The sequence below is a fragment of the Halomonas elongata DSM 2581 genome, from assembly GCF_000196875.2.
GTDB classification, from domain to species: Bacteria; Pseudomonadota; Gammaproteobacteria; order Pseudomonadales; family Halomonadaceae; genus Halomonas; species Halomonas elongata.
Map to the genome: position 1 here is coordinate 1,285,896 of NC_014532.2, position 14,663 is coordinate 1,300,558.

Sequence of the window (14,663 nt, forward strand, 5' to 3'; positions counted from 1 at the left end):
GGCGATGACGGAATGCCGAGCGACAATCAGTTGATCGGAGTGGTCGATGTGCCGGGCGAGCAGCGCGATGCCCTGGCCGAAACCATCGCCAGGGACGGCCTGGCGGTGTTTGCGGTGGAGAGTGTCGAGCAATTGCCCGATGAGACCGCACTGGTGGTGGCGCACTCGCGTGCGGTGCCGCCGGAGGAATGGCCCGAGTTGTGCCGGCGATTGCCGACGCTGGTGGTCAGCGATGATCGACAGAACGACGAATTGATTTCGGCAGTGGATGCCGGCCTGGTGGATTATGTCGTCGATCCGCTGCGGCATGGCCATCTGTTGCGGCGGATGATTCGCCGGGTCATCGAGATCAATCGGCTGGCCGAGGAGCGAGAGCAGGATCGACAGCGGCTGGCCGAGCTCAACGAGCATCTCGAGACCCACCTGGCCATGCTGCGGCTCGATCAGCAGGCCGGCGGGCAGATCCAGCGCAAGCTGCTGCCGCCGCGCCCGCAGCGCTCGGGCAGTGTCCGCTGCGACTACTGGCTTGCGCCTTCCTTGTATCTCTCCGGGGATTTCCTGGATTTCCAGCACTACGACGACCGCTACACGCTGTTCTACTTCGCCGATGTCTCGGGGCATGGCGCCTCGTCGGCTTTCGTGACCGTGTTGCTCAAGTACCTGTTCAACCGCTGGCAGAATGAATGGGATGGTCGCGACCCCGAGGCTCTCGGACCGCGCTGGCTGGCGGCGCTCAACCGGGAGTTGCTCGATACCGGCATCGGCAAGCATGCGACGCTGTTCGTCGGGGTGATTGACCGTGAGCGTCGCTATCTGCACTATTCGCTCGGCGCGCAGCTTCCCATGCCCGTGCTGGTTGCCGGTGGCGATGTCTCGCTGCTGGCCGGCGAGGGCATGCCGGTAGGGCTTTTCCCGGATGTCGAATATCCTCGCCTGGGATGTCCACTGCCCGAACATTTCAGGCTATGGTTATGCTCCGATGGCATCCTGGAGTGCCTGCCGGGCGAGACGCTCAACGACAGGTTGGGAGAACTCGAGCGTCGCGCACTGGCCAACGAGACCCTGAACGGACTCAAGGAAGGGCTTGCGTTGGGCAAGGTGGCGGAGGACGATGGAGATATCGCCGCGGATGCGTCCGAACACGACGAGCTGCCCGACGACCTGACGATCATGATGTTGAGCGGATTTGGCGATGATGATTCATGAAGGCCGCATTCAGGCGGCGTTCGATTCTGGTGTCTTCGTGCTCAAGCTGTGTGGCGATGTGCGCCTGACGCTGTGTGCGACCCTTGATCAACAGGCTCAGCAATTGGCCGATACGCCGGGACTCGAGGCGGTCATGGTCGATCTGCGCGAGGCTTCCAATGTCGATTCCACCGCCCTTGGCTTTCTGGCCAAGGTCGCCATGGCGCTGCGTGGGCGACTCGAGCAGGCGCCCACCATCGTCGTCGACAACCCCGATGTGCGGCGCATGCTCGATGTCATGGGCTTTGCCAGCTACTACACGCTGGTCGAGTCGCCGATCACCGAGCCCCACGAGTTGCATGACCTGACCGAGGTGCCCGCCGATGAGGCGGATACGCGTCAGCGCGTGCTCGAGGCCCACCGTATCCTGATGCGCATGAGCGAGCACAATCGCGAGCAGTTCCAGCCCCTGGTGGAGATGCTCGAGACGCAGGGCGTTCCCTCCGAACACCGCTGAAGCTGCCCTGCAGTCGGCCCAGGGAATGGCCGATGCGCCCCGCTGCCTCCATGGGACGCATCGACGCTCTATCTCATGACTGGCGGAGTTCCCCGAGCAGGGTTTCCAGCTTGCGCTGGTCGGCCATGAACTTGCGGATGCCTTCGGCCAGCTTTTCGGTGGCCATGGCGTCCTCGTTCAATGCCCAGCGGAATTCGGCTTCGTCCTGGGGCTCGGGCGCCTGGGTCTCGGCGTCCAGCGGCGTCAACTGACGCTGTAGTGGCGCCTGGGTCTCGGCCAGTTCGCCGAGCAGGGCGGGGGAGATGGTCAGGCGGTCGCAGCCGGCCAGTGCCAGGATCTCACCGCTGTTGCGGAAGCTGGCCCCCATCACCACGGTTTCGTAGCCGTGTCCCTTGAAGTGCTCGAAGATGCGCCGCACGGACTGCACGCCGGGATCGCGCTCGCCGCTGAAGTCGGCGTCGGGCTCACGGGTCTTGTGCCAGTCGAGGATCCGGCCGACGAAGGGCGAGATCAGGGTGACGCCGGCGTCGGCGCAGGCCCTGGCCTGGGCGAAACTGAACAGCAGCGTCAGGTTGGTATGGATACCCTCGCGTTCGAGGACCCTGGCGGCCTCGATGCCTTCCCAGGTGGCGGCGACCTTGATCAGGATGCGCTCGGGGCCGATGCCCTGGCGGCCGTAGCGCTCGATCAGCGAGCGGGCCCGTGCCAGGGTGGCGTCGGTGTCGAAGGACAGGCGGGCGCTGACCTCGGTGGACACGTAGCCGGGTACCAGTTCGCTGATTTCGCTACCGATCTCGACGGCCACGGCATCCAGGGCGTCGTTGATGTCGGTGGCGCCACGGGCGATTTCCGCCAGCCGGGCGCGGCGATCCGGTTGCTGGGCGGCCTGCAGGATCAGCGAAGGGTTGGTGGTGGCGTCGGTGGGCTGAAAGCGGCGAATCGCCTCGAGATCGCCGGTGTCGGCCACCACGGTGGTCATGGTCTTGAGTTGTGAAAGCAGGTCATCTGCCATGGGGCATCCCTTGTGTGGATCGTTCGAACCGATCCTTCACTCTAACAAGGCCGAATGAACGAATATACAGGCCGAGGTCGCGGGGCAAGATGTGGTGACCGGCAAGAAAGCTGAATTGGCGTTATCATTGATGGTTTGTCACGGACGATTGACGGAGGCTTCTTGATCCTCGATGCGAGACGTGCCGCCCTGCTGGTCGCGGCCAATACCGCTCTGGCTCCCTTCGCCATCGATGCCTACCTGCCGGCAATGCCGGCGCTGGCCGAGGCGGTGGGAGAGAGCATCCATCATACCGAGCTGTCGATCAGCCTCTTCCTGCTGGGGTTTGCCCTCGGGCAACTGACCGGCGGGCCCACGTCCGATCGCTTCGGGCGACGGCCGGTGCTGCTGACGGGGCTGGTGGTGTTCCTGCTGGCCAGCCTGATGATCACCCAGGTCGATTCGCTCATCGAACTGCTCGCCCTGCGTTTCGTGCAGGCGTTGGGTGGCGGAGCCTGCGTGGTCAATTCGGCGGCCATCGTGCGTGATTGCTTCAGCGGTCGCGAAGCCGCCAAGGTCATGTCGACCATGGCGATGATCATGATGCTGGCCCCCCTGGCGGCACCAGCGGTGGGCAGCGGCTTGCTTTATCTGGCCGACTGGTGGCTGATCTTCGTCTTCCTGGCCGCCTATGCCGCCTTTCTGCTGTGGTTGATGGGCACCCGCCTGCCGGAGACCCGCTCGCCTGATGCCCCCAGCGCCTCGCCGCGCCAGGTGCTGCGCAACTATGCCAGTGTGCTGCGCCATCGTGAGGCCATGGGCTACGTGCTGTCGGTGGCTGCGACCTTCGCGGGCATGTTCGCCTTCATCACCGCCTCGCCGTTTCTCTACATGACGCACTATGGTCTTTCGCCGGCGATCTATCCGGTGGTCTTCGGCGCCAATGTGGTGGTCATGGCGGGCTCCAATCGCCTCAATATCCGCTTGCTGCGCCGACGCACGCCACAACAGAACATGCGGCTGGGCATGGGTGTGCAACTGGTCGTGGCGCTGAGCCTGATCCTGCTGGTGGCCACCGGGCTCGATTCGCTCTTCAACGTGGTGCCCCTGATCATGGTGTTCATGGGCATGGTGGGCTTGATCACGCCCAATGCCATTTCCTCGATGCTCGAGCACTTCAGTCACATGAGTGCCACAGCCACGGCACTGCTGGGGAGCATCCAGTTCACCTGCGGGGCCCTGGCCGGAGTGATCGTGAGTGCCTTCGAGATCGACAGTGCCTGGCCAATGGTGCTGACCATGCTGTGTGTCTCGCTGGGAGGCAATCTTGCGCTGCGGGTGCTGGCCGGTCATGCCGGTCGATCGACGCCTGCGCGTCAGGAGGGCTGAGAGGAGAATCCCGAGGTTTTTGCATCGGACGAGCGACTGTCATGAAGTTGTCATTTTAGTGGGGCATCTTGTGTCTCGCGCAGGATGAACACTTCCATGAGAACAGGAGCGCTACTCCATGAACCGCATCCTCAAGAGCCGCACTTTCAAGACCACGGTCATCGCCGCCGCCGCGGTGGGCGTGGTCGGTGTTGCCCAGGCCCGTGACCAAGTTCGCATCGTGGGTTCCAGCACCGTCTATCCGTTCGCGAGCTATGTGGCCGAAGAGTTCGGTGCTACCACCGAGTATCCGACGCCGGTCATCGAGTCCACCGGTTCCGGTGGTGGTCTGCGCCTGTTCTGCAACGGCGTGGGCGATGACACCCCGGACATCACCAACGCCTCGCGTCGCATGAAACCCTCCGAGTTCGAGCGCTGTGAAGAGAACGGCGTGACCGATATCACCGAGGCCTTCATCGGCTACGACGGCATCGCCTTCGCCCAGTCCGGCGAAAACGACGCCATGCCGGTGACCCGCGAGCAGATCTTCCTGGCTCTGGCCGCCCAGGTGCCGGTCGATGGCGAGCTGGTCGACAATCCCTATACCCAGTGGAGCGACATCGACGAGTCTCTGCCGGATCGCAAGATCGCCGTCTATGGGCCGCCCACCACCTCCGGTACCCGCGATGCCTTCGAGGAGCTGGTCATGGAAGCCGCTTCCGAGGACATGGAGGCCTATGGTGAGGCCTATACCGACATCCGCTCCGACGGCGCCTATATCGATGCCGGCGAAAACGACAATCTGATCGTTCAGCGTCTGGCCGAGAACAAGGATGCCTTTGGTATCTTCGGTTACTCCTTCCTCGAGGAAAACTCCGACTCCCTGATCGGCTCCAGTATCGATGGCGTCAAGCCCACTCCGGAAGCGATCGGTAGCGGTGAATACCCGGTTTCTCGCTCGCTGTTCTTCTACGTCAAGAACCAGCATGCCGAGAACGTTCCGCCCATGTATGAATACGCCAACATGTTCATGAGCGAGCAGATGATCGGTGACATGGGGTACCTGAAAGGCATCGGCCTGATCCCGGCCCCGCAGGATATGCGCGAGGAAGCGCGCAACGCCGTCGAGAGCAAGGAACAGCTCGAACTGGCTGACCTGAAGTAAGTGGATAGGGTCCAGCCCTGAACCGGCCGGCAGCCAGGGCTGTCGGCCGGCTCACGTTACGGCGGGATGCGCCGCCGATGAATTCCTTCGAGAGAATCCTATGCAGACCAACCAAATCCTCGCCACTTTCTGCGGCACCTTGCTGGTGCTGGGTCTGATAGCCTTCTTCCTGGGGCGTGCCAAGGCGGCCAGGGTACGTGCTGGCGGTACGTCCATGCATGCCCAGCCCGATCAATATGCCTGGTTCACCGTGCTTTCCACGGCGGGGCCGGCGATCACGGTGGGGGCGGTAGGGGCCTTCGTGATGTTGCTGCTGGGCGCCGAGATTCCCACCCTGTACCTGCTGGCAGGCTGCCTGGTCGTGGCCTGCCTCGGCCTGCTGGCCGGCATCAGTCTGGTGCGCCCCGATTTTCATGCCCGCCAGGCCATCGAGCGGGTCATCCGCTTCTTCCTGGCCGGCGCGGCCCTGATTTCCATCTTCACCACCTTCGGGATCCTGATCTCGATCGTCGGTGAGGCGATCCGTTTCTTCCAGATGCAAAGCTTCTGGGATTTCATCACGGGGACCACCTGGAACCCCGGTGCCAGCTTCCTGGAAGCGGCGGGACGTTCCGAGGAGGGCGCCAGCGCTGCCCAGTTTGGTTCGGTGCCGCTGTTTGCCGGTACCTTCATGATCACCCTGGTGGCGATGCTGGTGGCGATTCCCGTCGGGCTGCTGGCGGCCATCTACATGGCTGAGTTCGCCCCCCAGAAGGTGCGAACGTTAGCCAAGCCCGTGCTCGAGGTACTGGCCGGCATTCCCACCGTGGTCTACGGCTTCTTCGCTGCCATCACGGTAGCGCCGATCATCGTCAGCGTGGCGGGCTTCTTCGGTCTCAATGCTTCCTTCAACAATGCCCTGGCGCCGGGCATCGTCATGGGCATCATGATCATCCCCTTCATTTCCTCGCTGTCCGACGATGTGATCAACTCGGTGCCCGACAGCATGCGCCAGGGCTCGCTGGCACTGGGCATGACCAAGAGCGAGACGATTCGCGATGTGGTGGTGCCGGCGGCCTTGCCGGGCATCATCTCCGCTTCCTTGCTGGCGATGTCCCGGGCGCTGGGCGAGACCATGATCGTGGTGATGGCGGCGGGCATGCGTCCCAACCTGACCGCCAATCCGCTGGAGGACATGACCACGGTGACGGTGCGCATCGTCGCTGCCTTGACCGGTGACCAGGAGTTCGCGAGTGCCGAGACGTTGTCCGCCTTCGCCTTGGGCTTGGTGCTGTTCGTGGTGACGCTGACGCTGAACCTGGTGTCGGTGATCATGATTCGCCGATTCCGCGAGAAGTACCGGATCAACAACCTTTAACGCTGGGAGCCTTACCCGATGAGCCAATCCTTCGATGAGATCAGCGCCCAGCTTCGGCGTCGTCACCGCAAGTCCGCCCGTTTGAAGTGGATCTCCATGGGGGCCCTGGGGCTGGCTGGCCTGTTCCTGGTACTGTTCTTCGCCGACATGCTGGTCAAGGGGCTGCCGGCCTTTCAGCAGGCGCGTATCCAGGTCGAGGTCGAGTACAGCGAGCAGGCAAGCCAGATTCCCCTGGCGGCCGTCCAGGAAGAGGTGCGTCCGATCGTCAGTCGGGGCTATCTGCGCTTGATCCCGGGCCGCATGGATGAAAATCCCGACCTCCAGGGCACCACGCGCATGGAATGGGTGCTGGCCGATGGTCAGGTCGACCAGTACCTCAAGGGGCATCACAACAAGCTCGACGCGGACGAGAAGGCGACGATCGATCGCCTCCAGTCCGAAGGGCGCGCCGAGCTCGTCTTCAACACCACCTTTTTCACCAATGGCGACTCCAAGATGCCGGAGTTGGCCGGTATCGCCTCCGCCGCCATGGGGACGGTGCTGACCCTGCTGGTAACCCTGGCGGTGTCCTTCCCGATCGGAGTGATGACAGCGGTCTATCTGGAGGAGTTCGCGCCGGATAACCGCGTTACCCAGTTGATCGAGATCAATATCAACAATCTGGCGGCGATTCCCTCGATCCTGTTCGGTCTGCTGGGCCTGGCGATCTTCATCAACTTCTTCGGTGTGCCGCGCTCGTCACCTGTCGTGGGGGGCCTGACCCTGGCGCTGATGACGTTGCCGGTGATCATCATCGCCACCCGCACGGCACTACGCAGCGTGCCGGACTCCATTCGCCATGCCGCCTTCGGCGTCGGCTGCTCGCGCTGGCAGATGGTGCGTGATCATGTGCTGCCGGTCGCCCTGCCGGGCATCATGACCGGTTCGATCATCGGCCTGGCTCAGGCCATGGGAGAAACGGCACCGCTGATCATCGTCGGTATGGTGGCTTTCATTCCCGATGTGACCAGTTCCTTCACCGAGGCAGCCACGGTGCTGCCGGCACAGATCTTTACCTGGGCAGGGGAGCCGGATCGGGCCTTCATCGAGAAAACCTCGGGCGGAATCCTCGTACTGCTGGCGGTGCTGATCACCCTGAATGCCACCGCCGTGGTCCTGCGCAAGAAATTCGAACGTCGCTGGTAAGCCCGCGGCACGACACAGGAACTATCATGATGAACATTAAAGTTGCCGAGCGGAGTATCACGCCCATGACCGGTCATACCGCCGGGGAGCCTGTGACGCGCAATGAAGACGCCAATCATGAGTTGAGTATTCGTGTGCGCGGTCTCAATCTCTGGTACGGCGTTACCCAGGCGCTCAAGGATATCGATATCGATGTCTACCAGAAGAATGTCACGGCACTGATCGGGCCTTCCGGTTGCGGCAAGTCGACCTTTCTGCGTTGCCTCAATCGCATGAACGACCTGATTCCCAGCGTGCGCATCAAGGGGCTGGTGGAAATGGACGGTCGTGACGTCAATGAGGCCAAGATGGACGAGGTCGCACTGCGGCGCCGGGTGGGGATGGTCTTCCAGAAGCCCAATCCCTTTCCCAAGTCGATCTATGAAAACGTCGCCTATGCGCCGCGCATGCACGATCTGGTCAGCCGCAAGGCCGATTCCGATGAGCTGGTCGAGCGCGCCCTGCGCGATGCCGGTCTCTGGGAAGAGGTCAAGGACAAGCTGCAGGAGCCCGGCACCTCGCTGTCCGGCGGTCAGCAGCAGCGCCTGTGCATTGCCCGCGCCATCGCCGTGCGTCCCGATGTCATCCTGATGGATGAGCCGACGTCGGCCCTGGACCCGATCTCCACGGCGACCATCGAGGATCTGATGGACAAGCTGAAGCAGCAGTTCACCATCATCACCGTGACCCACAACATGCAGCAGGCCGCCCGGGTGGCCGACTACACGGCGTTTTTCCATCTGGGCGAAATCGTCGAGTACAACGACACCAAGACGATGTTCTCCAACCCGGCCACCAAGAAGGCCGAGGATTACATCACCGGGCGTTATGGCTGAGAAGAAGAACTCTCGATGGTAATGGGCGCCGGGGATAAGGCGCAGCGAGGGTCTTTTGCCATGTGAGGTGCATGCCGTCGAACGGATTGGCCATGCAGGGCCACTCCAGGCCCCGCAAGCGGAGCATGCCGCGGCGCGCAGATAGGGTAAGTTAAGTAGCTCCCAGGGAAGGGCGTACAGCGCCCTCGCGAAGGCTTGTCGCCGACAAAGCCCGATTCCGCCTTTGGGCTCTGGAAGGGAAACAACCCAATCTACCGGCAACGGGGAGGCGAGAAATCGCTTCCCCGTTATCGTTCTGGCTGTCATGCGATTGACATCCCTGCGCGTTATATATGAAATTCCATATATCATTTGGAGCCCCGAGATGGCCAAACCGCGCGTCCTTTTCCTGTGCAACGCCAATTCCGCCCGCTCGCTGATGGGCGAAGCCCTGCTGAGGCACTTGGCCGGCGATCGTTTCGAGGCCTTCAGTGCCGGTACCGAGCCGGACCGGCCCCACGAAATGACCCTCGAGGCATTGCGCAAGCAGAATATCGAAACTTCGGGCCTGGCCAGCAAGTCGCTGGATGACTTCGCCGGTCAGCACTTCGATACGGTGATCGTGCTCTGCGACAAGGCGCAGCAAGCGTGCCGCGACTGGCAGGGCAGCCGCGATGAGCATCTCTATTGGGATATCCGCGACCCTCGCCACATCGAGCGCGATAACGCCTATGAGCAGGCGCTGCAGGAGATCCGCCAGCGGCTCTCGCTGTGGCTGCAACTCAAGGCTCATGACGACAGGCGTTGATCGGAGACGACCGCCACGACATTAGAGGACCAACCTCCATGACGCTACGCATCGGTATCAATGGCTTCGGGCGCATCGGTCGATTGACCCTGCGCAGCCTCTGGCCCCGCATTGAGGCCGGTGAGGCCGAGATCGTCCGTATCAACGATCCGGGGGGCGACGCCGCGACCTTTGCCCATCTGCTGGAATTCGACTCGGTGCATGGCCACTGGGCGCCGGGTGGTGGGATCCAGGCCGAGGGTGATGCCCTGGTCGTGGATGGTCGACGCGTCGCCTTCAGTGGCGGGCGAGACTATGGCGCAAGCGATTGGTCGACCTGTGACGTGGTGATCGAGGCCTCCGGCACCGCCAAGAAAAGCGCGCAATTGGCGCCGTATTTCGAGCAGGGTGTGGCGCGCGTCGTCGTGAGCGCGCCGCTCAAGGATGATGATGTGCTCAATGTGGTGATGGGGGTCAACGAAGACCGTTATGACCCTGAGGTGCATCGCATCGTCACCGCCGCGAGCTGCACCACCAATTGCCTGGCGCCGGTGGTCAAGGTCATCCAGGAGGGCTTCGGCATCCGTCACGGCTCGATGACCACGGTGCACGACATCACCAATACGCAGACCATTCTCGATGCTCCCCACAAGGACCTGCGTCGGGCGCGGGCCTGCGGCATGAGCCTGATCCCCACCACGACCGGTTCGGCCAAGGCGATCACCGCGATCTTCCCGGAGCTCGAGGGCAAGCTGAACGGCCACGCCGTACGTGTACCGCTGGCCAATGCCTCGCTGACTGACATGGTCTTCGAGCTCGAGCGCGAGGTCACGGTGGAGGAGGTCAACGCCGCCCTGAAGGCCGCCGCCGAGGGCGAGCTGACCGGTATCCTGGGCTACGAGGAACGCCCGCTGGTGTCCATCGATTATCGCACCGATCCGCGCAGCTCGATCATCGATGCGCTCTCGACCATGGTGGTGAACGGCACCCAGCTCAAGCTCTATGCCTGGTACGACAACGAGTGGGGCTATGCCAACCGTACCGCCGAGCTGGCGCTGAAGGTCGGCGGTGAGCAGGTGGCAAGTGACTGAATCGCTCGGCGCACGTTTGAGGGCATTGCCCTTCGAGATTCGGCAATACCTGCTGATCACCGGCAATTACTGGGCCTTCACCCTGACCGACGGCGCCCTGCGCATGCTGGTGGTGCTGCACTTTCACCAGTTGGGATATTCGCCGCTGGAAGTGGCCCTGCTGTTTCTCTTCTACGAGGCCTTCGGGGTAGTCACCAACCTGGTCGGGGGCTGGCTGGGTGCGCGCCTGGGGCTCAATCGCACCATGAATGTCGGGCTCGGCCTGCAGATCGTGGCGCTGGGCATGCTGATGGTGCCGTCCGCTGCCTTGAGCGTGCCCTGGGTGATGGCCGCCCAGGCGCTCTCGGGGATCGCCAAGGATCTCAACAAGATGAGCGCCAAGAGCGCGGTCAAGGTGCTGGTGCCCAAGGACAGTGCCAATGCCGGCAGTGCTCTCTATCGTTGGGTGGCGATCCTCACCGGTTCCAAGAACGCGCTCAAGGGCGCCGGTTTCTTCCTGGGCGGGGCACTGTTGACGTGGATCGGCTTCCGCGGTGCCGTCATCGCCATGGCGGTGATGCTGGCCGTCGTGCTGGGGTTGTCGCTGGTCAGACTCAAGGCCGATCTGGGCCGCGGCAAGCACAAGCCGAAATTCACCGAGGTGTTCTCCAAGTCGCGGGCCATCAATGTACTCTCGGCGGCGCGATTCTGTCTTTTCGCGGCCCGGGACGTGTGGTTCGTGGTGGCGTTGCCGGTGTTCCTGTATGACCAGCATGGCTGGAGCCACTGGACGGTAGGCGGCCTGTTGGCCATCTGGGTGATCGGCTATGGCGGCGTGCAGACCCAGGCTCCGCGACTCACCGGTCTGATCAAGGGCGGCCCGCGTTTCGTCACGGCGTTCTGGGCCCTTGCGCTGGCCGGGCTGCCGGCATTGCTGGCCCTGTTGCCGCTGGCCGAGGTGGGCTGGCTGGTGACGGGCCTGTTGGCCTTCGGCGTGCTGTTCGCCATCAACTCCAGCTGGCACAGCTATCTCATCGTGCATTTCGCCCGTTCCGACGGCGTCTCCATGGACGTGGGCTTCTACTACATGGCCAACGCCATGGGGCGGCTCGCGGGAACGGTGCTGTCCGGCTGGCTGTATCAGGTGCATGGCCTTTCCGTCTGCCTGTGGGTATCGGCGGCTCTGGTGGCGGCCAGCGCCTTGATGGCCCTGGCCTTGCCGCGCCAGCAGCAGGCCGGTTGAAAGCCATCGAGGAGGGCGATGCTCTTGAAAACACTGGAACCTCTGCACGTCTTCAAGTGCCTGGCCGACGAGACCCGGCTGATGCTGATGTTACTCATCCAGGGCGAGGGAGAATTGTGTGTCTGCGAGTTGACTCATGCCCTGGAGCTGTCGCAGCCCAAGGTATCGCGTCATCTGGCCCAGTTGCGCCAGTGCGGGTTGCTGGCGGATCGACGCGAGGGGCAATGGGTCTATTACGGCATCTCGCCTGACCTGCCCGGCTGGGCAGCGGACATACTGGCGGCCGGGGCGAGAGGAACGGAGGAACGCCTTGCGGCGCTCCAGGCGCGGCTCGCTCACATGGGCAAGCGTCCTGAGCGCCGCGCCGCCTTGTGCTGAAGCTTGTCGGATTCGCCGGCCCGATGCGTTGCGTCAGATCAGGGCCTGGCGCATCCGTGCCGAGATCGTCTCGCTGACCACCACCGTCGCCAGTATGACGATCAGGATGGTCGCCACCTGGGACCAGGCCAGGGTATCGATGGAGGACTGCAGCTTCATGCCGATACCGCCTGCGCCCACCAGGCCGAGGATGGTGCTTTCGCGGATGTTGATGTCCCAACGGAACACCGAAATGCCCCAGAAGGCGGGTAGTACCTGGGGAACGATGCCGTAATGGATCACCTGGGAGGAGCGGGCGCCGGTAGCGGTCACGGCCTCGATCTGGTGTGCGTCGGTTTCTTCGATGGCTTCGTACAACAGCTTGCCGACGAAGCCGATGGAACGCAGGGCGATGGCGACGATGCCGGCCAGCAGTCCCGGACCGATGATCGCCACCAGCAGCAGGGCCCAGATCAGCGAGTTGATCGAGCGCGAGGCCACGATCACCAGCAGAGCCACGGGCCGCACCAGCGTGGCCGAGGGTGTGGTGTTGCGCGCCGCCAGAAAGGCCACCGGCACTGCCATGATGACGCCGCCCAGGGTGCCCAGGGTCGCGATGTTGAGCGTATCCCATAACGGGGCCAGCAATTCGGGCAAGTAGCCCAGTTTCGGCGGGAACAGCCGGCTGCCGATGTCGGCGGCCTGGCGTGGAGCGTCGGCGACGAACATCCACATCGTGCCTTCGTTCATCAACTGCCAGCACCACACGAACAGGGCGACCAGGGCCAGCCACCCGAACCATAGCGCCAGCCTGGCGCGGGGCGTGCGGAAGGTCCAGACCTGCGAGTAGTGGGCCGGCTCGCCGGCCCCGGGGTCGAGCTTGCTCATTGCAGGGTTTTCCTCAGATAGCTGGATGCGTATTCCGCCAGCATGACGATGGCGATGACGATCAGCAGGATGGCCCCGGCGCTGTCGTACTCGTAGCGGTCGATGGCGGTGTTGAGCGTGGCACCGATGCCGCCGGCGCCGACGATCCCGATCACCGCGCTCTCGCGGAAATTGATGTCCAGCCGATACAGCGACAGGCCGAGCAGGCGCGGCATCACCTGGGGCTGTACGGCATAGTGGATCACTTGCCACCAACTGGCGCCGGTGGCGCGTATGGCCTCGGCCTGGCTGGCATCGATTTCCTCGATGTCATCGGCGAGCAGCTTGGCGAGAAAGCCGATGGAGGCGAAGGCCAGGGTGACGAAGCCGGCGAAGGGGCCGAAACCGAACATGGCCACCAGGAAGATGGCGATGATGATCTCCTGCAGCGAACGACTCACCGCGATGATCGAACGGCACACCAGATAGATGGGGCGCGGCACCAGGTTGCGCGCCGCGCCGATGCCGATGGGCACCGAGACCAGAATGCCTACCACGGTGGCGGTGAGTGTCATGGTCAGGCTTTCGATCAGGCCCTGGCGGATGTCGCCCCAGCGACTGGTGAAGTCAGGTTGCAGAAAGCCATGAGCGAAGCGTGCCCCGCGTTCCAGGCCCTCGATCAGGCGAGCGCCGTCGATCTCCAGCGAACCCATTGCCAGTATCAGATAGGCAAGAATCGCGAGCGGCAGGATGCGTCGCCAACGGTGGTCGGTGATGATCTGCGGCGGGCGTCGCCAGTGGCGCGGGTACTGCCGGGCGTGATTCATCCGGCGCCTCCCGCCAGTTGCAGCCGGGCGGCCTGTCCGGCGGCTGTGTCGTCCTCGTGTTCCTGGCGCATGGCGGTCCAGTCTTCGGCGCCATAGATTTCGGTGAGCATGGCGTCGTCGAGATCGTCGGGCGAGCCATCGAAGACCATCTCGCCGCTACGCAATCCGACGATGCGGTGCATGAACTGCTGTGCCAGGGGAACGTCGTGGATATTGACGATGGCCGGCAATTCGCGCTCCCGGCAAATCTCGCTGATCAGGCGCATGATCTGTCGGCTGGTCCGGGGATCGAGGCTGGCCGTGGGTTCATCCACCAGCAGCAGTTCCGGCTCCTGGGCCAGGGCGCGGGCAATGCCCACGCGTTGTCGCTGACCGCCGGAAAGGGCATCGGCGCGCTTGTCGGCGTGGTCGAGCAGGCCGACCCGGTCCAGCAGGCGGTAGGCGTTCTCGATGTCGTGGCCCGGAAATCGCCGGGTAAAGCTGCGCCAGAAGGGCACATAGCCCAGCCGGCCGGAGAGCACGTTCTCCATCACGGTGAGACGCTCCACCAGGGCATATTCCTGGAAGATCATGCCGATCCGCCGCCGCGCCCGGCGCAAGTCGCGGCCGCGCATGGCGGCCAGGTCGCTCTCGCCCAACCTGATCGTCCCGGATGAGGGTTCCACCAGGCGGTTGATGCAGCGGATCAGGGTGGACTTGCCGGCCCCGGAAGGGCCGATCAGCCCCATCACCTGGCCTTGCGGCACCTGGAAGGTCACGTTGCGCAGGGCGGTGTCGCCTGAGGCGCCGCTCTGGGCGCCATAAGTCTTGGAAAGACGGTCGATGCTCAGCACACGGCATCCTCTTCAATACGCAAATGCGGACGGCAGGCCGTCCGCATCCATGGTCCG

At 63.5% G+C, this 14,663-nt stretch carries 15 protein-coding genes; 11 read left to right on the top strand and 4 right to left on the bottom strand.

Annotated features, from left to right (window positions below; translation table 11 throughout):
- Nucleotides 1-12 precede the first annotated feature (12 nt).
- On the top strand, nt 13-1,206 hold the full coding sequence (locus tag HELO_RS06145; protein WP_013331878.1) for a PP2C family protein-serine/threonine phosphatase: 1,194 nt from the start codon (nt 13-15) through the stop codon (nt 1,204-1,206).
- Nucleotides 1,193-1,702: an STAS domain-containing protein gene (locus tag HELO_RS06150; protein WP_013331879.1), complete on the top strand. Its 510-nt coding sequence runs from the start codon at nt 1,193-1,195 to the stop codon at nt 1,700-1,702. Before HELO_RS06145 ends, HELO_RS06150 begins: the two co-directional genes overlap by 14 nt.
- 73 nt (nt 1,703-1,775) lie before the next feature.
- Here the strand turns inward: HELO_RS06150 and tal are convergent, their stop codons facing one another.
- On the bottom strand, nt 1,776-2,714 hold the full coding sequence (gene tal / locus HELO_RS06155) for a transaldolase (protein ID WP_013331880.1): 939 nt from the start codon (nt 2,712-2,714) through the stop codon (nt 1,776-1,778).
- Nucleotides 2,715-2,876: 162 nt separating this feature from the next.
- Here tal and HELO_RS06160 point away from each other — a divergent pair, with 162 nt between their 5' ends.
- The 9 genes from HELO_RS06160 to HELO_RS06200 all read left to right on the top strand — a co-directional run bounded on the left by HELO_RS06160 (nt 2,877) and on the right by HELO_RS06200 (nt 12,100).
- On the top strand, nt 2,877-4,082 hold the full coding sequence (locus tag HELO_RS06160) for a multidrug effflux MFS transporter (RefSeq protein WP_013331881.1): 1,206 nt from the start codon (nt 2,877-2,879) through the stop codon (nt 4,080-4,082).
- Nucleotides 4,083-4,200: 118 nt separating this feature from the next.
- Nucleotides 4,201-5,226 carry a PstS family phosphate ABC transporter substrate-binding protein gene (locus HELO_RS06165; RefSeq protein ID WP_013331882.1) on the top strand — a complete coding sequence of 342 codons (1,026 nt, stop codon included), beginning with the start codon at nt 4,201-4,203 and terminating at the stop codon, nt 5,224-5,226.
- Between the two features lie 100 nt (nt 5,227-5,326).
- Nucleotides 5,327-6,583, top strand: coding sequence for a phosphate ABC transporter permease subunit PstC (gene pstC, locus HELO_RS06170; protein ID WP_013331883.1), 1,257 nt, complete (start codon nt 5,327-5,329; stop codon nt 6,581-6,583).
- Nucleotides 6,584-6,601: 18 nt separating this feature from the next.
- A complete protein-coding gene (pstA, locus tag HELO_RS06175; RefSeq protein WP_013331884.1) occupies nt 6,602-7,768 on the top strand; it encodes a phosphate ABC transporter permease PstA in 1,167 nt (388 codons plus the stop codon).
- A gap of 65 nt (nt 7,769-7,833) precedes the next feature.
- A complete protein-coding gene (pstB, locus tag HELO_RS06180) occupies nt 7,834-8,643 on the top strand; it encodes a phosphate ABC transporter ATP-binding protein PstB (protein ID WP_225884393.1) in 810 nt (269 codons plus the stop codon).
- 364 nt (nt 8,644-9,007) lie between these two features.
- Nucleotides 9,008-9,430, top strand: a complete 423-nt coding sequence (locus tag HELO_RS06185) for an arsenate reductase ArsC (protein WP_013331886.1) — start codon at nt 9,008-9,010, stop codon at nt 9,428-9,430.
- Nucleotides 9,431-9,468: 38 nt separating this feature from the next.
- Nucleotides 9,469-10,500 (top strand): ArsJ-associated glyceraldehyde-3-phosphate dehydrogenase, encoded by a 1,032-nt coding sequence (locus HELO_RS06190; RefSeq protein ID WP_013331887.1) that lies wholly within the window; start codon nt 9,469-9,471, stop codon nt 10,498-10,500.
- Nucleotides 10,493-11,722 (top strand): organoarsenical effux MFS transporter ArsJ, encoded by a 1,230-nt coding sequence (gene arsJ, locus HELO_RS06195; protein WP_013331888.1) that lies wholly within the window; start codon nt 10,493-10,495, stop codon nt 11,720-11,722. The genes HELO_RS06190 and arsJ overlap by 8 nt, the downstream gene beginning before the upstream one ends.
- Nucleotides 11,723-11,740: 18 nt before the next feature.
- A complete protein-coding gene (locus HELO_RS06200; RefSeq protein WP_013331889.1) occupies nt 11,741-12,100 on the top strand; it encodes a metalloregulator ArsR/SmtB family transcription factor in 360 nt (119 codons plus the stop codon).
- Between the two features lie 33 nt (nt 12,101-12,133).
- On the opposite strand, the gene phnE (HELO_RS06205) is transcribed toward HELO_RS06200, so the two are convergent.
- The 3 genes from phnE (HELO_RS06205) to phnC are packed head-to-tail and all read right to left on the bottom strand — an operon-like array spanning nt 12,134 to nt 14,606.
- The gene (gene phnE / locus HELO_RS06205) at nt 12,134-12,967 is read right to left on the bottom strand and encodes a phosphonate ABC transporter, permease protein PhnE (protein ID WP_013331890.1); all 834 of its coding nucleotides are present in this window, start codon (nt 12,965-12,967) and stop codon (nt 12,134-12,136) included.
- Complete coding sequence (gene phnE, locus HELO_RS06210; protein WP_013331891.1) at nt 12,964-13,773, bottom strand: phosphonate ABC transporter, permease protein PhnE; 810 nt, start codon at nt 13,771-13,773, stop codon at nt 12,964-12,966. The genes phnE (HELO_RS06205) and phnE (HELO_RS06210) overlap by 4 nt, the downstream gene beginning before the upstream one ends.
- Nucleotides 13,770-14,606, bottom strand: coding sequence for a phosphonate ABC transporter ATP-binding protein (gene phnC / locus HELO_RS06215; protein ID WP_013331892.1), 837 nt, complete (start codon nt 14,604-14,606; stop codon nt 13,770-13,772). Before phnC ends, phnE (HELO_RS06210) begins: the two co-directional genes overlap by 4 nt.
- Nucleotides 14,607-14,663 lie beyond the last annotated feature (57 nt).